The following is a 19,689-nucleotide window of genomic DNA, read 5'->3' as shown; positions in this document are numbered from 1 at the left end:
GGCGGCTGTCGGCACAGGTTCACACTGTGTCGGGCAACACTATGTGAAACAACGTTGCATCAACGTTGCATCGCAGTGATTCACACCACTTTTCCGCGCGCGAGGCGTCCCCCGGACACGACGAAACCCCCCGCCGTGCGAGACGACGAGGGGTTTCGGTGGTCGGTACGGCTACCGGCGCGGTTACTCCGCGGCGGCGTCCTCGGCCGGGGCGGCCTCGGCGGCCGGGGCCTCTTCCTCGACGGGGACCAGCGAGATCTTGCCGCGGTTGTCGATGTCGGCGATCTCCACGCGCAGCTTGTCGCCGACGTTGACCACGTCTTCGACCTTGGCCACGCGCTTGCCCTGGCCCAGCTTGGAGATGTGCACCAGGCCGTCACGGCCCGGCAGCAGCGAGACGAACGCGCCGAAGGCGGTGGTCTTGACGACCGTGCCCAGGAAGCGCTCGCCGACCTTCGGCAGCTGCGGGTTCGCGATCGCGTTGATCGCGTCGATCGCGGCCTGCGCCGACGGGCCGTCGGTCGCACCGACGAACACGGTGCCGTCATCCTCGATGGAGATGTTGGCGCCGGTGTCCTCGGTGATCTGGTTGATCATCTTGCCCTTGGGGCCGATGACCTCACCGATCTTGTCGACCGGGATCTTGATCGCGGTGACGCGCGGGGCGTACGGGCTCATCTCGTCCGGGGTGGCGATGGCCTCGGCCATCACGTCCAGGATGGTGGTGCGGGCGTCGTGCGCCTGGTTCAGCGCGCCGGCCAGCACCTGCGAGGGGATGCCGTCGAGCTTGGTGTCCAGCTGCAGGGCGGTGACGAAGTCGCGGGTACCGGCGACCTTGAAGTCCATGTCGCCGAAGGCATCCTCGGCGCCGAGGATGTCGGTCAGCGCGACGTAGCGGACCTCGTCCTCACCCTTGTCGTTGGTGACGGTGTCCGACACCAGGCCCATGGCGATACCGGCGACCGGCGCCTTCAGCGGCACACCGGCGTTGAGCAGCGACAGGGTCGAGGCGCACACCGAACCCATCGAGGTGGAGCCGTTGGAGCCCAGCGCCTCCGAGACCTGACGGATGGCGTAGGGGAACTCCTCCTGCGAGGGCAGCACCGGCATCAGCGCACGCTCGGCGAGCGCGCCGTGGCCGATCTCGCGACGCTTCGGCGAACCGACGCGACCGGTCTCACCGGTGGAGAACGGCGGGAAGTTGTAGTGGTGCATGTAGCGCTTGGTGGTCTCCGGGCCGAGCGAGTCGACCTGCTGGGCCATCTTCACCATGTCCAGGGTGGTGACGCCCATGATCTGGGTCTCGCCACGCTCGAACAGCGCCGAACCGTGGGCGCGCGGGATCACGGCGACCTCGGCGCTCAGCGCGCGGATGTCGGCCAGACCACGGCCGTCGATGCGGAAGCCGTCGGTGAGGATGCGCTGACGCACCAGCTTCTTGGTGACCGAGCGGAACGCCGCGCCCAGTTCCTTCTCGCGACCGGTGAAGTCCTCGCCCAGCCGCGAGAGCACGTCCAGCTTGATCTCGTCGATCTTGGCCTCACGGGCCTGCTTGTCGGCGATGCTCAGCGCCTCGTTCAGCTCACGCTTGGCGGTGCCCTCGACGGCCTCGAACACGTCGGCGGCGTACGGCGGGAAGAGCGGGAACTCCTCGGTGGGCTTGGCGGCCAGGGTCGCCAGGTCCGACTGCGCGCGGCACAGGCGGGCGATGAACGGCTTGGCGGCCTCGAGGCCCTCGGCCACGACGGCCTCGGTCGGCGCCTGCGCGCCGTCCTCGATCAGGGCGATGACCTTGTCGGTGGCCTCGGCCTCGACCATCATGATGGCGACGTCACCGGTCTCGGTGACGCGGCCCGCGACGACCATGTCGAACACGGCGCCCTCGAGCTGCTCCACGGTCGGGAACGCGACCCACTGGCCACCGATCAGGGCGACGCGCACGCCGCCGACCGGGCCGGAGAACGGCAGGCCGGAGATCTGGGTGGACGCCGAGGCGGCGTTGATGGCCACCACGTCGTAGAGGTCCTGCGGGTCCAGGCTCAGCACGGTGACCACGACCTGGATCTCGTTGCGCAGGCCGTCGACGAACGACGGGCGCAGCGGACGGTCGATCAGGCGGCAGGTCAGGATCGCGTCGGTGGAGGGGCGGCCCTCGCGACGGAAGAACGAGCCGGGGATGCGGCCCGCGGCGTACATGCGCTCTTCGACGTCGACCGTCAGCGGGAAGAAGTCGAACTGGTCCTTGGGGTGCTTGCCGGCGGTGGTCGCCGACAGCAGCATGGTCTCGTCGTCCAGGTAGGCGACGACGGATCCGGCGGCCTGCTTGGCCAGACGGCCCGTCTCGAAGCGGATGGTGCGGGTGCCGAAGCTGCCGTTGTCGATCAGCGCGACCGACTCGAAAACACCGGGCTCGACCTCGACCGCGGTCGAAGTACGTTCAGTTGTCTGCGTCATTTTTCTTCTCTCGACCTCTCGTCTCGCCGGAGCGCAGCACCATCTGGGCGCGAACCAGCTATTCGTCAGCCGTACCGGACACGGACACGTGGGAACCCTCCTGGCTGCCACGCGCAGCACCCGGCCGGATCCCCTTGGAAGCGGCGACGCGGAGGCGGTCATCGATCGAAGCCCGACGGCGGCGGGAATTCGCCAGCCGAAAGGCCACTACCGAAGACCGACGCCACGCGGACGGATGCATACGGCTGTCACATGTTGTAGTGCACGCGGAAACCCGATGGTCGCCGAATACACGAATAGCCAACGAGAAGAAGTGTACTTCTTCCCATTGGCTACTCGCCGACCGCCTCAGCGGGGAGGCGTGTCGAAGCAGATCAGCGGCGCAGGCCGAGACGCTCGATGAGCGAACGGTAGCGCTCGATGTCCTTGGCCTGCAGGTACTTCGACAGGCGGCGACGACGACCGATCAGGGCCAGCAGGCCGTGCCGGGTGTGGTGATCGTGCTTGTGCTGCTTCAGGTGCTCGGTCAGGTCCGAGATCCGCTTCGACAGCAGCGCGATCTGCGCCTCCGGCGAGCCGGTGTCCTTCTCGTGCAGGCCGTACTCGGCCAGGATGGCCGACTTCTGCTCAGTGGTCAGCGCCATGCGGCATCGACTCCTATTTCTCAGGGCTCATCCCCGCTCGCGCGAGGAATACCGTTGGACTGCGCTCGAAGCCTGGACAAACCAGGTGGGCGCCACCGCAGACCGCAGCAAACCCGAGGATCGACTGTACCGGAGCGCTCGAGCCCGGGCCGAACCGGGTGTCAGGCGTCGGCGGCGGTGAGCACCTTGCGGGCGTTCTCGACGTCGCGGCCCATGGCCTCGACCAGGTCGTCGATGGTGTCGAACTTGCGCATCCCGCGCAGCTGCTCGACGAAATCGACCGCGACGTGCTGGCCGTACAGATCGGCCTCACCGTCGAGGACGAACGCCTCCACGGTGCGCGAACGCCCCGAGAAGGTGGGGTTGGTGCCGACCGAGATGGCGGCCATCGCCCGCTCGCCGGGTTCGACGGTGCCGATGGTCGGACCGGGCCCGAGCACGGTGAACCAGCCCGCGTACACGCCGTCGGCCGGGATGGCCGCGTGCATCGGCGGGGCGACGTTGGCGGTCGGGAAGCCGAGCCCGCGGCCGCGGCCGTCGCCGTGCACGACGACGCCCTCGACCCGATGCGGCCTGCCCAGCGCCTCGGCGGCGGCCGCCATGTCGCCCGCGTCGACGCAGGCGCGGATGTAGGTGGAGGAGAAGGTGACGGCGTGCTCGCCGAGCAGAGTGACGCCGTCGACCTCGAAGCCGAAGCGGGCGCCCAGATCGCGCATGGTGTCGACGGTGCCCGCGGCCTTCTTGCCGAAGGTGAAGTTGTCACCGACGACGACCTCGGTGACGTGCAGCCGCTCGACCAGCAGGTCGTGGACGTAACCGGCCGGGGTGAGCTTCATGAAGTCCTGGGTGAACGGCATCACGCAGAACACATCGATCCCGAGCTCCTCGGCGAGCTCGGCCCGCCGGGTCAGGGTGGTGAGCTGCGCGGGATGGGAACCGGGCCGGACCACTTCCATGGGATGCGGATCGAAGGTCATCAGAACCGAGGGAACATCACGCTTCTTCGCCGCGGCCACCGCGCGGCTGATCAGCTGCGCGTGCCCGCGATGCACGCCGTCGAACACGCCGATCGTGAGGACGCAGCGCCCCCAGTCGGCGGGCACATCGTCGAGACTTCGCCATCTCTGCACAGAGCGAAGCCTACGCAACGTTATTCGCCGGCGCCGTGCCGGTCCGCCGATGTGTCATTCGGGCCAGGGATGCCTAACATCAATGATGTGCCAGGTAAACGAGATGTCGCTACCCGCCGAGCGTCGACAGCGCCCGGTGAACAGGCCGAACTCGCTGCCACCGCGACGCTCGCGCCCGAATTGTCCGCGGTGGCGCAGGACTATCTGAAGGTCATCTGGACCGCGCAGGAGTGGTCACAGGAAAAAGTGTCGACCAAGCTGCTCGCCGAGCGGATCGGCGTGTCGGCCTCGACGGTGTCCGAGGCGGTGCGCAAGCTCGCCGATCAGGGGCTGGTCGAGCACGCCCGGTACGGCGCGATCACCCTCACCGAGCACGGCAGACGCGCCGCCGTCGCCATGGTGCGCAGGCACCGGCTGATCGAGACGTTCCTGGTGAACGAGCTCGGGTACGGCTGGGACGAGGTGCACGACGAGGCCGAGGTGCTCGAGCACGCGGTCTCGGAACTGCTGATGACGCGCATAGACGCCAAACTCGGCCACCCCGACCGCGATCCGCACGGCGACCCCATCCCGTCGGTCGACGGCGCGGTCCCTACGCCGCCGGCGCGACGCCTGTCCGACTTCGCCGCGGGCGAGTCCGGCCGCGTCGCCCGCATCTCCGACTCCGACCCCGCGATGCTGCGCTACTTCGACTCGGTCGGCATCGCCCTCGACACCGTGATCGCGGTCGAGGAGCGCCGCGACTTCGCCGGCACCATCGCGGTCCGCATCGCCGCCGCCGAGGCGCCGACCGAGCTGGGAACCCTCGCCGCCGAAGCCATCTGGCTGACGGCCTAGCTCAGCAGGAGAAGTAGTGCCGCAGGGTGTCGGGGACACCGGCGGCACTCGCCTCGGCCCAGCACGTGTCGTGCGGGAACTGGACATACGTGGCCCAGGTGCCGGTGGCGCGGGTGATGATCCGCTGGTTGTCGCCGGGGCTGTCCCAGGACACGATCGCCCAGCGTCCGTCGCAGTGCGAGATGGTGGCGGCCGGACCCGCGTCGACCCCGAGTTCGGTCTCCACGGTGGCTTCGGCGCAGGCGGGCGCCGGTGCGGTGTCCTGGAAGCGCAGGTTCCCGGTGACGGTCGCACCCGCCTCGACCAGGAACAGCGAGTGCATGCCCTCGGGAACCGGGTTCGTGCCCGCGGGCGCCGTCATGCCGAAGTGGTAGCAGCCCGTCGCCGCGGTGAAGACGGCCAGCCCGGCCGCGTCGGTGACGCCCTCCTGGCGCTGGGTCTCGGTGGTCTCACCGACGGGAATGTCGTGGCCTGCCGGATCGCACGGCTGCTGGAGCGAAAGCCGCACGGGCACACCGGGGACCGGAACCCCGGACAGGGTCGCCGTCCGCAGGACGACGGTGCCGGTCGCGGGCGTGGGCGGCGGCGTGGTGCGCACGGACGTCGGCGCGGCGGAGGTGCCCACCGGCGGGCGGGTCACCGGCGACGGGCTGGTGACCGGAGCCTCGCTCGGCGGCACGATGACGGGCGGCCGTGACGTGCTGGTCACGGTGCTCGGCCGCACCGAACTCGACGATTCCACCGACTGCGGACCATCACCCCCACACCCCGCGAGCAACAATGTCACACCGGCGACCACGCCGATCCAGGTCTTCCGCAGTGCGGCCATGGCCCACCCCTCCGTAGCCGAGAGCTATTCGTCCTGGCTATCGCGAGAGGTGGCTGTGGTGTTAACCACGGTCCAGTACCCCTGACATCACGGCCGTTCCCTCAGCGCGACAGGAAGTCCAGCAGCACACGGACGGCAGACGGTCTAGCCCTGGTTGAGGTCGAGGAACTCCGCCAGCGGTGTCGAAGCCGACCACATCTGCTCGAAGTTGACGATGTAGTAGCCGACGAAATTACGGTCGGTGACACTGAATCCGTTCAGCTTCTGCCGCCCACCGCCGGAGAAGGCGAGGAAGGCAACGGTGTCGTCGAGCAGCGCCATACTGACACCGTCGACAACCGCGGACCAGTCGATGACATTCGCCTCGTAGGACAAGATGCCGGCGGTCTGGTCTCGATGGCTGCGCAACCAGTCGAGCATGCTGGGCACGACGACGCCGTTGCGGGTCGGCGCCGCGATCACCCGGCGCGCAGACCGCTGTTCGTTACCGCAGCTGCGCGCCCAGTCCAGGACGGCCTCGAAATAGTCCGCCGAGGCACTCGATGCGAACGATGTCGGCGGGTGGGCTCGCAAATAGGTGCAGCGGATTTCCTGCGTCGCCGCCCGAACCTGTCGTGCTGCGGCGGAGTAGAACTCGGGGTTGTCCCGGTACCAGGTGGTGGAGATGAGGCTGGTCGAGGTGTCCTCGCGCACAAGGACATCGGCGGGTCCGGAGCCGTAACGCTCGGCATCCCGGTCGGCGCGGGTCTGTTCCCACAGGCTCTGCCACTCCCGCAACTCGGCCGCGTTCTCGGCGAGGGCAGGCTCGCACGCGACGACCAGCGCCTCGGTGTGACGCCAGCTGGGAAAGCGGTTGCCGCTCAACCAGTCCGCCACCATGGCCCGGCTGATCATCATCCGCCCCGCCAGAACCTGCTGGGTCGGATTGCCGAACCGCTCACGGTGGGCCCGTAGTTTCGCTGCGAACCGATCCGTCGCGGTCCGATCGATCATGAAGCATCACCCCTGCCGCCATGATGCCCTTCGGTGTCGGCAGATGTCGACAAATGTCGACGCGAGCGTCGACGCGGTGCCGCCGCCGCGCGATCCCGTCGGTAGGTGTCGACCTGGTGCCGTCACCACGGCGGCGTCCCGAACATGGGAATCACCGCACCCTCCTACCCGAACGGTGGCACCCATGAAGATCCTCTTCCGAATCCAGTTCACCGAGCGCCTCGCGTTGTCGGCGGGCTTGCTGGTCGCGATCGCGTTGTTCGCGATGCCGGAGCAGGCAGCCGCGCGATGTCCGGACATCGATCCCGGCGTGGCGTTGTTCGTCGTCGCCACGATGCTCTTCGCCCGTACCGCTGCTTCGCCTGTGCCGCAGCGGGCATAGCCGAAGCCGTCCGGGTCGTGTGACGGCGGCCCGGACAGGTGCCATCAGCGCGACAGGAAGTCCAGCAGCACACGGAATTCCGGGAGCGAGAGGTAGCCGTCGCCGTCCTGGTCGGCGGCCGCGAGCAGGTCGGCGGCCGGTTCCTCGATGCGGCCGCCGCCGACGTGGCGGATCAGCGAATCCAGTTCGCTCACCGAGATCCGGCCGTCGCCGTTGACGTCGAAGACCCGGAACGCGGCGTCGGCGTCGGTCACCTCGATGCGGCCCTCGACCACGGCGGCGTCGAATTCGGCGCGGGAGACCAGGAAGTCGCCGTTGGTGTCGGCCGCGGCGACCAGGCGTTCGATCGCCGCGCGGTCGACCTCGATACCGGCGGAACGGATGCCGGTCGCGATGTCGTCGACCGACACCAGCCCGTCGCCGTCGCGGTCCCACAGCGTGAACGTGTCGACCGGCTCTGTACTCATCTCGCTACCCTTCCCCCGGTCGGCGATATCCGCACGCCGACCGTCACCGCCACTCTACGGAGGCGGCAGCGACGACGTCCGGCGAGCCGGGCGGCGGTGCCCGCGGGTACCCGCCGCCGAACGCCGAAGCGGCGCAACGCCTTCGGTGTCAGTCGCCGATGCCCTGCGGACGGACCACCATCACCGAGGCCGCCCGCTTGCCGCTCTCCTCGAGCAGCGCGATGGCCCGGCCCGCCGGGTCGATGGCGGCGTAGACGCCCGCGAGCCCGATCGGCTCGAGCCACCGGCCGTTGCGCAGGTCGTTCGCCTGGGACTCGTCGATGTCGCGGTGCGGGAAGGCCGTGCGGACCGCGGTGTCGATATCGAGGCTGAGCAGCGGCTGTTCGGCTTCCGCGGCGGCGGCCAGCTGCTCGAGGGTGCGGGCGTGTTCGAGGGTGAACGGGCCGACCCTGGTGCGGCGCAACGCCGTCAGGTGACCACCGACGCCGAGGGCGGCGCCGAGATCGCGGGCCAGCGCGCGGATGTAGGTGCCCGAGGAGCACTCGACCTCCACATCCAGGTCGACGAACTCGCCGTCGGCGACGTCGCGGCGAGCCAGGATGTCGAAGCGCGACACCGTCACCGGGCGGGCCGCGAGCTGCACGTCCTCCCCCGCGCGGGCGCGGGCGTAGGCGCGTTCGCCGTCGACCTTGATGGCGCTCACCGTGGCCGGGATCTGCGCGATGTCACCGGTCAGCGCCGCGACACCGGCCGCGATCTCGGCATCGGTGACGTGCAGCGCCGGGGTGGTCGCGGTGACCTCGCCCTCCGCGTCGTCGGTGATCGTGGCCTGGCCGAGCCGGATGGTCGCGGTGTAGGCCTTGGTGGTGAGGATCAGCTGTCCGAGCAGCTTGGTCGCCCGTTCCACGCCGAGCACCAGCACTCCGGTGGCCATCGGGTCGAGGGTGCCCGCGTGCCCGACCTTCTTGGTGCGCAACAGCTTCCGGCTGCGCGCGACGACGTCGTGGCTGGTCCAGCCGCCGTCCTTGTCGACGATGACCAGGCCGCCCAGCGGGTCCACCGCGGGGATGCGCGCGCCCATCAGCCGTGCGCGATCGCGGTCAGGATCAGCCCGTCGGCGATCATCCAGCGGCCGTCGAACGAGGTCAGCGGGGCGCCGCCGTCGTTCGTCGTCCCGGGAACCAGCAGTCGCGTGTGGAACGTACCCGCGCCGGAATCGGCGGTGCGGGAATCGATCTCGAAGGTGATGTGCGCGTCCTCGAAACCGAGCCAGCGCAGCGTCAGCGGGAACCAGGCCTTGTAGGTGGCCTCCTTCGCGCAGAACAGCAGGCGGTCCAGGTGCAGGCCGTCGGCGGGCGCGGTGGCCAGCCACTCGCGTTCGGCGGGCAGGCTGACCGAGTCGAGCACGCCCTCGGGCAGCGCGCCGTGCGGTTCCGCGTCGATGCCGACCGAGCGGAACCGCAACGCGTGCGCCATCGCGGCGGCGCGGTAGCCGTCGCAGTGGGTCAGGCTGCCGACCACGCCGCGCGGGAACAGGGGCATGCCCCGCTCCCCCTTGCCGATCGCCACCGGCGGCTCGCCCAGTTGCTCGAGCGCGAGGCGGGCGCAGTGGCGGGCGCCGATGAAGTCGCGCCTGCGCTTATCGACCGACTTGGCGATGAGGTGCTCCTCGGCGGGATGCGCCTTCAGGTCCTCCGGGTACGCCAGCAACTCGGCGGCGGCAACGCCCGAGGGCAGAATGTTGTCAATCATCGAGTTCCAGCCTAGTAGTGGTCAGATGCCACGGCGACGGTCGGCCTTGGCGCGCATCTCGGCTGCGGCGGCTTCCATTTCCGGGGTGACGGTGAAGTGGCCGCCCCAGGCGTTGAGGTCGCCGTCGGCGTAGACGGGTTCGGGCAGGATCTGGCGCAGCAGGGGATCCGGCATGCCGCGGCGCTTCCATTCGCGGGGGTAGCCGAGGGAGACCTCTTCGAAGCGGACGCCGTCGTAGAAGGTGGTGCGCGGGATGTGCAGGTGGCCGTAGACCGAGCAGACCACGTTGTAGCTGGTGTGCCAGTCGGCGGTGAGATCGGTGCCGCACCACATCGAGAACTCGGGATAGAACAGGATCTCGGTGGGCTGGCGGACCAGCGGGAAGTGGTTGACCAGCACCACCGGAGCATCGGGGCCAAGCGCGTCGAGGCGGCGCTGGGTGTACTGCACCCGGGCGTGGCACCAGGCGTCGCGGGTGAGGTACGGGTCGGGGGTCAGCAGGAACTCGTCGGTCGCGACGACATTGCGTTCCCGTGCCACGGCCAGCCCCTGGGCCTTGGTGGTGGTGCCCGCGGGCAGCCACGAGTAGTCGTAGAGCAGGAACATCGGCGCGATGGTGACGCGGCCGCCGTACTGTTCGGCGCCCGAGCCGGTCCACACCGGATACGGATCCTCCGGGGTCACCACGTCGAGGTCGCGGCACATCGAGACCAGGTAGTCGTAGCGGGCGGCGCCGTGCATCTGCACCGGGTCCTTGGGCGTGGTCCAGAGCTCGTGATTGCCCGGCACCCAGATGACCTTCGCGAACCGGCCGCGCAGCAGCTCCAGCGCCCAGCGGACCTCTTCGGCCTTCTCGCCCACGTCACCGGCGACGATCAGCCAGTCCTCCGGCGAGTCCGGGTGGATCTGCTCCACCACCGGTTTGTTGCCCTGATGCCCCACGTGCACATCACTGACCGCCATCAACTTCGGAATCACCTGTCCACAGTGGCACACCCGCGAACCGGCGCCCGCGCGGGTTCGCCCGTTCCGATCGCGCGGTCGTCGGCGACCAGCGGATACAGCGGTCCGGGGACGCCGCTATCGGGCCGTCAGACGCGGAACAGCCCGGCGACGAAGGACACCACCTGTGGTCGTGCCTGGGCGTCGATCTCGGGGTGCCCGCCCGGGTACTGGCCGAATTCCACCGCGGTGCCCGCCGCGCGCATCTGCGCGAGCAGGGTGTAGGTCATCGGCAGCGGGACCACCGTGTCGGCGGCGCCGTGCACGATCAGGATGGGCTGGCGGTAGCCGACCGTGGGGACCACCATGTAGTCGCGCAGGGCCGCGCCGATGCCGTCGGCGTCCACCGGGCGCGCCAGCAGCGCGCCGATCGACGCGCCGTCGACCACCGCGCCGAAGTCGTCGACGCAGCTGGTGGCGATCGCGTCGACCACCTCCCGGCCGCGCGCGCTGAGCAGGCCGTTCACATCCAGGTCGGGACGGGCGGCGCGCAGCCCGGCGAGGATGCCGGCGAACGGGCCGACCAGCTCGTCCACGATCGGCAGATTCGGCACCCGCGGGTCGAGCCGGGACAGGACCTGTTCGAAGTTGGATTCCGGCGCCAGCGCGACGGTGCCGCGGAAGTCCAGTTCGGGCGCGTAGTCATCGGCCAGATTGCCGGTGGCCAGCGCCGCGTGGCCGCCCTGCGATCCGCCGACCACGGCCCAGGTGGCCGAGAGGTCCGGCTCGGCCGCGCGGGCGGCGCGGACCAGGTCGATCGTCGCCGTCGCCTCGGTGCGGGTGTGCAGGTAGGGATGCACGGTGTCGGACCCGACGGACAGGCCGAGGTAGTCCGGCGCGACCACGGCCCAGCCGCGATCGAGGAAGGACCGCAGCAGCGGCTGCTCGTGCACCGCCTTGTTCGTCGTGATGCCGCACTGCGGGCCGAGGCCGCTGGTGCCGTGGTCCCAGGCCACGACCGGGTAGCCACCCGCGGGCGGCGGCGAGTCCGGCAGCAGCACGAGCCCGGCACCGTTGATCAGTCCACCGGTGGGTCCCTCGGTGCGGTAGTCCACGATGGCCGCGCGCGACCAGTTTCCCCAGCCCGCGGGCTGATCGATGTGCCCGAGCAGGGTGCCCGCTCCGTCGGGCGCCGCGTGCGCCGTCGGCACTCCGAGCCCGAGCCCCGCGAGCAGGACGGCGGCACCGACCGCCGCTCGGAGACCGATACTCCTGGACATCACGCCACGCACTACGTCGCCTCCATCGTCGGCTCGAGGTCCTCCGTTCCGACGGTAGTGCGAACTCGCCGTACCAGGTATCGCTGTGACGAGCGCCACTCCGGCTAGGCGGCCCCGGTCGGGACGTCGGCGCCGACGCGGGCCCAGCGACCGGATCTGGCGCGGGCGACGACGGCGAGCAGGCGCAAGAGCATGAACGCCACCAGCCCGGACCAGATACCCGCGACGCCCCAGTCGAAGACCAGGGCCAGCCAGATCAGCGGCAGGAAGCCGACCAGGGCGGCGACCAGCGTGGCGGTACGCAGGAAGGCCGCGTCGCCCGCGCCGAGGAGGACGCCGTCGAGCGCGAAGACGGCGCCGGCCACCGGGATCATGGCGACGAAGAACCACCAGATGACGTGGGTGCGCTCGAGGACCTGCGGGTCGTCGGTGAACAGCAGCGGGATCACGCCTGCCCCGGCGGCGAAGCAGGCGGCCAGGACCAGCGCGAAGATCACCGACCAGCCCGTCACCCGCCGGGCGATCCCCTTCGCGCCCCGCGCATTGCCCGCGCCGAGCGCGGCGCCGACGAGGGCCTGGGCCGCGATGGCCAGCGAATCCAGGGTCAGCGCGAGGAAATTCCACAGTTGCAGCACCAGCTGATGGGCGGCGACCGACGCGGCGCCGAAGCGGGCGGCGACCGCGGCGGCGGAGATGAAGCACGCCTGGAACGACAGGCTGCGCACGATGAGATCCCGGCCGAGGACCAGCTGGGCCCGCATCACGGCCGGATGGGGACGCAGCGAAACCCGTTCGCGCAGCAGCGCGTAGCCGAACAGGCCGCCGGTCACGAGCTGACCGACCACATTGGCCACCGCCGACCCCGCCAGCTCCAGGCGGGGCGCCCCGAGCAGCCCGTACACCAGCACCGGGCACAGCACGGCCGACAGCGCCAGTCCCGCCACCACATACATCAGCGGACGGCGCACATCCTGCACCCCGCGCATCCAGCCGTTGCCCGCCATCGACAGCAGGATCAGCGGCACCCCGAACAGGGCGATCCGCACCCAGCCCAGCGCCTCGTCCGCGATCTCACCGCCACCGGCGATCGCCGAGCACAGCGGCCCCGCGAACAGCTGCACCACCAGCAGGATCAGCACACCGATCGCCGCGCCCACCCAGCTGGCCTGCACGCCCTCCGCGACCGCGCCCGCCCGATCCCCCGCGCCGTGCCGTCGCGACGCGCGCGCGGTGGTGCCGTAGGACAGGAAGGTGAGCTGGGTGCTGACCGACCCCACGATGACTCCACCGACCGCGAGCCCGGCCAGGGCCAGCGCCCCCAGCCTGCCGACGATCGCCATGTCGAACAGCAGGTACAGCGGCTCGGCCACGAGCACGCCGAGGGTGGGCAGCGCGATCCCGAGAATCCGCCGCGGCCCCACCTCGGCGTCCGGATCAACCGTGGACATCAGGCTCCGCCTCCCCGTCGATGGCGCCCGAACCGGCGCCCGCCACCGATGCTCGCACACCCGTCGCGACCCGATCCCGCGCCGCGACGAGCGCCGGACCACGAGCCCGGCGCGGGGCCGGACCGGACACGGCCGGTGCGGAACCGGACGATCCCGGCGAAATCCCTGGTAAATGTCGCGGTACCCGACGCCACCGGCGATACTGGTCACTCGCCCAGTCAGGGCGGACGCAGCGCGACCCCTCCGGTTCGCCCCGAGCTCTCAGGACAGCATCCATGGCGTTTGTACAGCGGTGGCGCGTGATCACGGCGTTCGCCCTCGTGGGAGCGGCGACCCAGGTCGTGTGGCTCAACTACGCGCCGGTCACCACGGTGGCGGCGGCCCATTTCGGGGTGTCGGAGTCGGCGGTCGGCTGGCTGGCCAATATGTTCCCGCTGCTGTACGTGGTGCTGGCGATCCCCGCTGGCATCCTGCTCGACCGCTGGTTCCGGCCCGCCCTGATCGCGGGCGCGGCGCTCACCGCGATCGGCGCCGACCTGCGCCTGCTGCACGACAGCTTCGCGATGGCGCTGGCCGGTCAGACGATCGTGGCCGTCGCGCAGCCGCTGGTGCTCAACGCGATCACCGGCGTCGCGGGACACTATCTCGACGAGAAGGACCGCCCGACCGGGATCGCGGTCGGCACCGCCAGCACCTTCGCCGGGATGGCGGCGGCCTTCGTGCTCGGGGCGATCTTCCCCGCCGAGAGCCAGCTGTGGACGCTGACCGCCCTCGGCGCGGGCTTCGCCACCGTGGCGGCGGTGCTGCTCACCGTCGAGTTGCTGCGGCCGGGGCACGGCGCGCCCGTGCGGCCCGTGGGCGAGTCGGCAGCGCCGCTCGCCGCGCTGCGCGCGACCCTCGGTGACCCGTATGTCCGCCGCCTGTGCGCGGCGGTCTTCTTCCCGTTCGGCACCTTCGTCGCGCTGGCCACCTACGGTCAGGCGCTGCTCGAACCCGCCGGGGTCAGCGCGGATGCCGCGAGCATCGTGCTGCTGATCAATGTCCTGGCCGGGGTCGTCGGGTGCGCGGTAGTGCCGGTCGCGGTGCTGCGGCGCGGTGTCGAGCTGCCCGCGGTCATGGTGGGTCTCACGGCCAGCGCGCTGGCCTGTCTGCTCGTCGCGGTGGCACCCGGACTCGCCACCGGGTTCCTGGCCTTCGTCCTGATCGGCCTCACCCTGCTGCCAGCCCTGCCGATCGTGCTCACCATGACCGAGCGTCACACCGGGGTGGCCGAGGGCACCGCGGCCGGACTCATCTGGATGACCGGCAACCTCGGCGGCCTCGTCGTCGCCGGAGCCACCGGCCTGCTCGTGGACCGACCGGCACTCGCGTTCGGATTGTGCGCTGTCGCAACGATTCTGGGCGTACCCCTCGTCCGGCGGCTGCGCCGCGAGCCGGTTCCGGTCGGCTGATCAGCGCGACCGGCCGCGCACCGGACTGTCGGCACGCAGGTCACCGGCCTCGGCCCGGCCCGCCGGTTCGGATCGCCTCCGAGAACGGGCCGGTACGTCCGGGGACGGCTGACGGCGCCGCGCTCAGCCGAGCGCGGTGACCAGCGCCTGCACCACGTCGGCGGCGTTGCCATACGTTGTGTACCCCGCCGCGAACCGATGTCCGCCGCCGCCGAAACCACTGGCGATCGCGGCGACATCCACGCCGTCGGCGGCACCGGGCGCGGAGTCACGCGAGCGCAGCGAGACGGTCCAGCGGTCGTTCTGGCCGCGGGCCTCCTTGAAGACGGCCGCGATCCCGGCCTCGGCGGTGGTGCGGACGACATCGATGACGCTCTCCACCTCTTCGGGTCCCACCTCGTGGGTATCGGTGGCCCGCACCAGCGCGTAGACCAGCCCCACCCCCGCCGCCGAGGGCACGACGACCGCCGTGGACAGCACCTTCGACAGCATCGGCAACCAGGCGTAGGGATGCGTGTCGAGCAGGACACGGGTGATCTCGGCGCCGTCGATCCCGGTCGCCAGCAACCGTTCGGCCAGGGCATGACTGCCGGTCCTGGCCCAGCGGAACGACCCGGTGTCGGTGACCAGCCCCGCGAACAGGCAGTGCGCGATGGCGGCATCGATCGGGATGCCCCACGCGTCGAGCAGCCGGGTGACCAGCTCCGTGGTCGAGGCCGCCGACTCGTCGATCAGATCGACGGTGCCGAACCCGTCGTTGGCCCGGTGATGATCGATGACCAGCGTCGTCGCGGCCCCGTCCAGCCGGTCGGCGAGCACGCCGAGCCTGCTGCGCGCGCCGCAGTCGACGACGACCAGCAGGTCGACCTCGGCCGGTACCTCGGCGGGCGGCACCAGCAGATGCCCGCCGGGCAGCGTCCGCAGCGAGGCGGGCAGTTCGGCGGGCTCGGCGAAGGACACCACCACCGGCACGCCCTTGCGTTCCAGTGCCAGCGCCAGCGCGAGCCCGCTGCCGATGGTGTCGGCGTCGGGCTGCACGTGACAGAGCACCGTCACCGCCCGCGCCGTCGCCAGAGCGGCGACGGCGGCGGCCGGCACGGTCGCGTCACGGACGCTGGTCATCGGGGTTACTCGTCGCCGTCGTCGTCGCGATCGGACTTGTACGGGTCGGCCTCACCGGCGTGCGTGGCGTTGGCCGCGACCTTGGCGACCTCGTCGTCGATGGCGCGAGCCCGGGCCAGCAGCTCTTCCATCTCGCGGGCCGCGTCGGGCACCTTGTCCAGCGTGAACGACAGGATCGGGGTGAACTTCACCCCGGTACCCGCACCCACCTTGGACCGCAGCACGCCCTTGGCCGCGTCCAGACCGGCGGCCGCGGCCGCGTAGTCGGGTTCGGCGTCGAGCGTCTCGCCCATCACCGTGTAGAACACCGTTGCCTCGCGCAGATCGCCGGTCACCTTGGCATCGGTGACGGTGACGAACCGCAGCCGCGGATCCTTGATCTCGTACTCGATCGCGGTGGCCACGATCGCGGAAATCCGCTTGGCGAGTCGGCGTGCCCTGGCTTGATCCACCATGGGTCTGTCCTCCTCTGGTCTAGTCTTCGGGTCCGAAGATCCGGCGGCGTACTGCCAGCAACTCTATCTCCGGACGGGCGGCGACGTGCCGCTCACACTTGTCGAGCACCTCGTTCAGGTGACTCGTTTCCGCGCTGACCATGGCGACACCGAGCAGGGCCCGGCGATGCAGATCCTGGTCACCGGCCTCGGCGGCGTTGACGGCGAAGCGCTTCTGCAGCTCGGCGAGAATCGGGCGGATCACCGACCGCTTCTCCTTGAGCGAGTGCACGTCACCGAGCAGTAGATCGAATTCGAGCGCACCGATGTACAGCGGTGCTCACCTCCTGGTAGATGGATGGATTGCCCGCATGACCACACGCCGCACCCGAGGTGTCGGGTGCGGCGTGTGGAACGGTGTGCGTGATCAGTCGCGCGGCTTCTCGCGCAGCTCGTACGCCTCGATGATGTCGCCGTCCTTGATGTCGTTGTAGGTCACGGTCATACCGCACTCGTAACCTTCGCGGACCTCGGTGGCGTCGTCCTTCTCCCGCTTGAGCGAGGAGATGGTCATCGTCTCGGCGATCACCCTGCCGTCGCGGATCAGGCGCGCCTTGGCGTTGCGCTTGACCGAGCCCGACAGGACCATGCAGCCGGCGATGTTGCCGACCTTCGACGAACGGAAGATCGCGCGGATCTCCGCCCGGCCCAGCTCGACCTCTTCGTAGATCGGCTTGAGCATGCCCTTGAGGGCCTTCTCGATCTCGTCGATGGCCTGGTAGATCACCGAGTAGTACCGGATGTCGACGCCCTCGCGGTTGGCCAGCTCGGTGGCCTTGCCCTCCGCACGGACGTTGAAGCCGATGATGATCGCGTTCGAGGCCGACGCCAGGTTGACGTTGGTCTCGGTGACGCCACCGACACCGCGGTCGATGACGCGCAGACGCACCTCGTCGTCGATCTCGATGCCGAGCAGGGCCTCTTCGAGGGCCTCGACCGTACCGGAGTTGTCGCCCTTGAGGATCAGGTTGAGCTCCGAAGTCTCCTTCAGGGCGGCATCCAGATCTTCCAGGCTGATCCGCTTGCGGCTGCGCGCGGCCAGTGCGTTGCGCTTGCGCGCATTGCGGCGGTCGGCGATCTGGCGAGCGATCCGGTCCTCGTCGACCACGAGCAGGTTGTCGCCTGCGCCGGGCACCGAGGTGAAACCGATGACCTGGACGGGCCGCGACGGCAGGGCCGCCTCGACGTCGTCGCCGTGCTCGTCGACCATGCGGCGCACGCGACCGTAGGCGTCGCCCGCCACGATCGAGTCGCCGACGCGCAGCGTGCCGCGCTGGATGAGCACGGTGGCCACCGGACCACGGCCGCGGTCGAGGTGCGCCTCGATGGCGACACCCTGGGCGTCCATGTCCGGGTTGGCCCGCAGGTCGAGCGAGGCGTCGGCGGTCAGCAGGACCGCTTCCAGCAGCGCGTCGATGTTGGTGCCCTGCTTGGCCGAGATGTCGACGAACATGGTGTCGCCACCGTATTCCTCGGTCACCAGGCCGTACTCGGTCAGCTGCTGCCGGATCTTGTCCGGGTTCGCGCCTTCCTTGTCGATCTTGTTGACCGCCACCACGATCGGCACGTCGGCCGCCTGGGCGTGGTTGATCGCTTCCACCGTCTGCGGCATGACGCCGTCGTCGGCCGCGACCACGAGGATCGCGATGTCGGTGGCCTTCGCACCACGGGCACGCATGGCGGTGAACGCCTCGTGACCCGGGGTGTCGATGAAGGTGATCAGGCGCTCGTCGCCGTTGAGGTCGGTCAGCACCTGGTAGGCACCGATGTGCTGGGTGATGCCACCGGCCTCGCCCTCACGGACGTTGGCCTTGCGGATCGTGTCCAGCAGTCGGGTCTTACCGTGGTCGACGTGACCCATGACGGTCACGACCGGCGGACGCTGCTCGAGGTCGTCCTCGCCGCCGGCGTCCTCGCCGTAGGTGAGATCGAACGATTCCAGCAGCTCGCGGTCCTCGTCCTCGGGGCTGACGACGTGCACGACGTAGTTCATCTCGCTGCCGAGCAGCTCGAGGGTCTCGTCGTTCACCGACTGGGTCGCGGTGACCATCTCGCCGAGGTTGAACAGCGCCTGCACGAGAGCGGCCGGGTTCGCGTCGATCTTCTCGGCGAAGTCCGACAGCGACGCGCCGCGGGCGAGCCGGATGATCTCGCCGTTGCCGCGCGGCAGCCGCACGCCACCGACGGCGGGCGCCTGCATGTTCTCGTATTCGGCGCGCTTCGCCCGCTTCGACTTACGGCCACGACGCGGAGCGCCACCGGGACGACCGAACGCACCGGCCGCGCCACCACGGCCACCGGGACCACCCGGACGACCGCCGCCGCCACCGGGACGACCACGGAAGCCACCGGCCGCGGGTGCACCGGCACCCTGACCTGCACCGGGGGCACCGCCACCGCCACCGCGGTAGCCGCCACCGCCGCCGCCACCGGGACGACCGGCGCCACCGGGCGCGCCGCCCGGACGACCCGGACGGCCACCGGCCGCCGGACCCGGACGCGCGGAGCGCTGGGGCATGGCACCGGGGTTCGGCCGCGGGGGCATCGAGCCCGGGTTGGGGCGCGGGCCACCGGGACGCGGGGCACCGCCCTGCGCGGCGGCCGGACGCGGACCACCCTGGCCCTGGCCGGGACGGGGACCGCCCTGACCGGGAGCCGGACGCGGACCACCCTGGCCGGGAGCCGGACGCGGACCGCCCTGACCCGGCGTCGGCCGCGGGCCGCCCTGCGGGGCGGGACGCGGGGCCGGACGCTCACGATCCGGGGCGGAGCTGAACGGGTTGTTGCCGACGCGCGGGGTCTTCGGGCCGGGCTTCGGGCCGGGACCGGCCGGACGCGGGGCCGGAGCACCCGGCGCGGGCTGACCCGGACGGGCCTGACCGGCGGCGGGCTGACCCGGACGCGGTGCGCCGGGGGCCGGACGCGGACCGGGCGCGGGGGCACCGGCCGGCTTCGCGGCGGGCGCCGCCGACTGCGCGGCGGCCGGGGTCGGCCGAGCGGCCGGAGCCGGCTTGGCCTCGACCGGAGCCGACTCGGCGGCCGGAGCCACCGGGGCCGCGGGGGTCGCGGCGGCGGGCGCCGCCGGAGCCGGACGCGGACCGGGACGGGGGCCGCCACCGGGAGTGGGCTTGGCGGCCGGACGGGCCGCCTGGGACGGACCGGGACGGGCCGCCGGCTTCGCGTCGCCCGCCGGGGCGGACTTCGACGCGAGCGATTCGCGCAGGCGACGGGCGACGGGTGCTTCCACCGTCGAGGACGCCGACTTCACGAACTCGCCCTGCTCCTTGAGCTTCGCGAGTAGTTCTTTGGACGTGACACCGAGTTCTTTGGCCAACTCGTGCACGCGGGCCTTGCCTGCCACTGCTCTCCTCACTGAGAGGCCGAGCAGCGCCACCGTGTAAGGGGACGGCGGCCCGCACGACCTCGGGTTATCTCCGATGGACGTTCATCGTTGGTGCTTCACG

At 70.7% G+C, this 19,689-nt stretch carries 18 protein-coding genes; 3 read left to right on the top strand and 15 right to left on the bottom strand.

Annotated features, from left to right (window positions below; all coding sequences use genetic code 11):
• Positions 1-183: 183 nt before the first annotated feature.
• From ACFYWJ_RS15235 to ACFYWJ_RS15225, 3 genes are all read right to left on the bottom strand, one after another.
• On the bottom strand, positions 184-2,454 hold the full coding sequence (locus ACFYWJ_RS15235) for a polyribonucleotide nucleotidyltransferase (RefSeq protein ID WP_355277786.1): 2,271 nt from the start codon (positions 2,452-2,454) through the stop codon (positions 184-186).
• Between the two features lie 374 nt (positions 2,455-2,828).
• Positions 2,829-3,098 (bottom strand): 30S ribosomal protein S15, encoded by a 270-nt coding sequence (gene rpsO / locus ACFYWJ_RS15230; RefSeq protein ID WP_019048089.1) that lies wholly within the window; start codon positions 3,096-3,098, stop codon positions 2,829-2,831.
• 161 nt (positions 3,099-3,259) lie between these two features.
• Entirely contained in the window at positions 3,260-4,228 is a 969-nt protein-coding gene (locus ACFYWJ_RS15225) for a bifunctional riboflavin kinase/FAD synthetase (RefSeq protein WP_355277789.1), read from the bottom strand.
• A 69-nt stretch (positions 4,229-4,297) separates the two neighbouring features.
• Here ACFYWJ_RS15225 and ACFYWJ_RS15220 point away from each other — a divergent pair, with 69 nt between their 5' ends.
• Positions 4,298-5,065, top strand: a complete 768-nt coding sequence (locus ACFYWJ_RS15220) for a metal-dependent transcriptional regulator (RefSeq protein WP_355277791.1) — start codon at positions 4,298-4,300, stop codon at positions 5,063-5,065.
• A 1-nt stretch (position 5,066) separates the two neighbouring features.
• On the opposite strand, the gene ACFYWJ_RS15215 is transcribed toward ACFYWJ_RS15220, so the two are convergent.
• Both ACFYWJ_RS15215 and ACFYWJ_RS15210 read right to left on the bottom strand, forming a co-directional pair.
• The gene (locus ACFYWJ_RS15215; protein WP_355277794.1) at positions 5,067-5,894 is read right to left on the bottom strand and encodes a hypothetical protein; all 828 of its coding nucleotides are present in this window, start codon (positions 5,892-5,894) and stop codon (positions 5,067-5,069) included.
• Between the two features lie 144 nt (positions 5,895-6,038).
• A complete protein-coding gene (locus ACFYWJ_RS15210; protein WP_355277797.1) occupies positions 6,039-6,773 on the bottom strand; it encodes a hypothetical protein in 735 nt (244 codons plus the stop codon).
• A 298-nt stretch (positions 6,774-7,071) separates the two neighbouring features.
• On the opposite strand from ACFYWJ_RS15210, the gene ACFYWJ_RS15205 reads away from it, so the two are divergent.
• Positions 7,072-7,269 (top strand): hypothetical protein, encoded by a 198-nt coding sequence (locus ACFYWJ_RS15205; protein ID WP_355277799.1) that lies wholly within the window; start codon positions 7,072-7,074, stop codon positions 7,267-7,269.
• Between the two features lie 44 nt (positions 7,270-7,313).
• On the opposite strand, the gene ACFYWJ_RS15200 is transcribed toward ACFYWJ_RS15205, so the two are convergent.
• The 6 genes from ACFYWJ_RS15200 to ACFYWJ_RS15175 all read right to left on the bottom strand — a co-directional run bounded on the left by ACFYWJ_RS15200 (position 7,314) and on the right by ACFYWJ_RS15175 (position 13,158).
• Complete coding sequence (locus ACFYWJ_RS15200; RefSeq protein WP_355277802.1) at positions 7,314-7,736, bottom strand: EF-hand domain-containing protein; 423 nt, start codon at positions 7,734-7,736, stop codon at positions 7,314-7,316.
• 148 nt (positions 7,737-7,884) lie between these two features.
• Positions 7,885-8,817, bottom strand: coding sequence for a tRNA pseudouridine(55) synthase TruB (gene truB / locus ACFYWJ_RS15195; RefSeq protein ID WP_355277803.1), 933 nt, complete (start codon positions 8,815-8,817; stop codon positions 7,885-7,887).
• Entirely contained in the window at positions 8,817-9,488 is a 672-nt protein-coding gene (gene npt, locus ACFYWJ_RS15190) for a 4'-phosphopantetheinyl transferase Npt (protein WP_355277806.1), read from the bottom strand. The genes truB and npt overlap by 1 nt, the downstream gene beginning before the upstream one ends.
• Before the next feature lie 21 nt (positions 9,489-9,509).
• On the bottom strand, positions 9,510-10,451 hold the full coding sequence (locus ACFYWJ_RS15185; RefSeq protein ID WP_387162814.1) for a metallophosphoesterase family protein: 942 nt from the start codon (positions 10,449-10,451) through the stop codon (positions 9,510-9,512).
• A 128-nt stretch (positions 10,452-10,579) separates the two neighbouring features.
• On the bottom strand, positions 10,580-11,710 hold the full coding sequence (locus ACFYWJ_RS15180) for a lipase family protein (protein WP_355277811.1): 1,131 nt from the start codon (positions 11,708-11,710) through the stop codon (positions 10,580-10,582).
• 104 nt (positions 11,711-11,814) lie between these two features.
• Positions 11,815-13,158, bottom strand: coding sequence for an MATE family efflux transporter (locus tag ACFYWJ_RS15175; RefSeq protein ID WP_355277814.1), 1,344 nt, complete (start codon positions 13,156-13,158; stop codon positions 11,815-11,817).
• 275 nt (positions 13,159-13,433) lie between these two features.
• Between ACFYWJ_RS15175 and ACFYWJ_RS15170 the strand changes: the two genes are divergently transcribed.
• Positions 13,434-14,609 carry an MFS transporter gene (locus tag ACFYWJ_RS15170; RefSeq protein ID WP_355277816.1) on the top strand — a complete coding sequence of 392 codons (1,176 nt, stop codon included), beginning with the start codon at positions 13,434-13,436 and terminating at the stop codon, positions 14,607-14,609.
• A gap of 123 nt (positions 14,610-14,732) precedes the next feature.
• Here the strand turns inward: ACFYWJ_RS15170 and ACFYWJ_RS15165 are convergent, their stop codons facing one another.
• The 4 genes from ACFYWJ_RS15165 to infB all read right to left on the bottom strand — a co-directional run bounded on the left by ACFYWJ_RS15165 (position 14,733) and on the right by infB (position 19,586).
• Positions 14,733-15,731 carry a bifunctional oligoribonuclease/PAP phosphatase NrnA gene (locus tag ACFYWJ_RS15165; protein ID WP_355277819.1) on the bottom strand — a complete coding sequence of 333 codons (999 nt, stop codon included), beginning with the start codon at positions 15,729-15,731 and terminating at the stop codon, positions 14,733-14,735.
• A gap of 5 nt (positions 15,732-15,736) precedes the next feature.
• On the bottom strand, positions 15,737-16,186 hold the full coding sequence (gene rbfA / locus ACFYWJ_RS15160) for a 30S ribosome-binding factor RbfA (protein WP_355277821.1): 450 nt from the start codon (positions 16,184-16,186) through the stop codon (positions 15,737-15,739).
• Between the two features lie 19 nt (positions 16,187-16,205).
• Positions 16,206-16,499: a DUF503 domain-containing protein gene (locus ACFYWJ_RS15155; RefSeq protein WP_355277864.1), complete on the bottom strand. Its 294-nt coding sequence runs from the start codon at positions 16,497-16,499 to the stop codon at positions 16,206-16,208.
• 93 nt (positions 16,500-16,592) lie between these two features.
• On the bottom strand, positions 16,593-19,586 hold the full coding sequence (gene infB / locus ACFYWJ_RS15150; protein WP_387162753.1) for a translation initiation factor IF-2: 2,994 nt from the start codon (positions 19,584-19,586) through the stop codon (positions 16,593-16,595).
• Positions 19,587-19,689 lie beyond the last annotated feature (103 nt).

The sequence above is a fragment of the Nocardia sp. NPDC003269 genome (genome assembly GCF_042888005.1).
In the GTDB taxonomy this organism is placed as follows: Bacteria; Actinomycetota; Actinomycetes; order Mycobacteriales; family Mycobacteriaceae; genus Nocardia.
This window is presented reverse-complemented; position numbering and strand designations above follow the sequence as displayed.

Coding starts and splice junctions, on each gene's coding strand:
- ACFYWJ_RS15235 (WP_355277786.1), bottom strand. CDS start 2,454: ATGACGCAGACAACTGAACGTACTTCGACCGCGGTCGAGGTCGAGCCC.
- rpsO (WP_019048089.1), bottom strand. CDS start 3,098: ATGGCGCTGACCACTGAGCAGAAGTCGGCCATCCTGGCCGAGTACGGC.
- ACFYWJ_RS15220 (WP_355277791.1), top strand. CDS start 4,298: ATGCCTAACATCAATGATGTGCCAGGTAAACGAGATGTCGCTACCCGC.
- ACFYWJ_RS15215 (WP_355277794.1), bottom strand. CDS start 5,894: ATGGCCGCACTGCGGAAGACCTGGATCGGCGTGGTCGCCGGTGTGACA.
- ACFYWJ_RS15210 (WP_355277797.1), bottom strand. CDS start 6,773: ATGGTGGCGGACTGGTTGAGCGGCAACCGCTTTCCCAGCTGGCGTCAC.
- ACFYWJ_RS15205 (WP_355277799.1), top strand. CDS start 7,072: ATGAAGATCCTCTTCCGAATCCAGTTCACCGAGCGCCTCGCGTTGTCG.
- ACFYWJ_RS15200 (WP_355277802.1), bottom strand. CDS start 7,736: ATGAGTACAGAGCCGGTCGACACGTTCACGCTGTGGGACCGCGACGGC.
- truB (WP_355277803.1), bottom strand. CDS start 8,817: ATGGGCGCGCGCATCCCCGCGGTGGACCCGCTGGGCGGCCTGGTCATC.
- npt (WP_355277806.1), bottom strand. CDS start 9,488: ATGATTGACAACATTCTGCCCTCGGGCGTTGCCGCCGCCGAGTTGCTG.
- ACFYWJ_RS15185 (WP_387162814.1), bottom strand. CDS start 10,451: ATGGCGGTCAGTGATGTGCACGTGGGGCATCAGGGCAACAAACCGGTG.
- ACFYWJ_RS15180 (WP_355277811.1), bottom strand. CDS start 11,710: ATGTCCAGGAGTATCGGTCTCCGAGCGGCGGTCGGTGCCGCCGTCCTG.
- ACFYWJ_RS15175 (WP_355277814.1), bottom strand. CDS start 13,158: ATGTCCACGGTTGATCCGGACGCCGAGGTGGGGCCGCGGCGGATTCTC.
- ACFYWJ_RS15170 (WP_355277816.1), top strand. CDS start 13,434: ATGGCGTTTGTACAGCGGTGGCGCGTGATCACGGCGTTCGCCCTCGTG.
- ACFYWJ_RS15165 (WP_355277819.1), bottom strand. CDS start 15,731: ATGACCAGCGTCCGTGACGCGACCGTGCCGGCCGCCGCCGTCGCCGCT.
- rbfA (WP_355277821.1), bottom strand. CDS start 16,186: ATGGTGGATCAAGCCAGGGCACGCCGACTCGCCAAGCGGATTTCCGCG.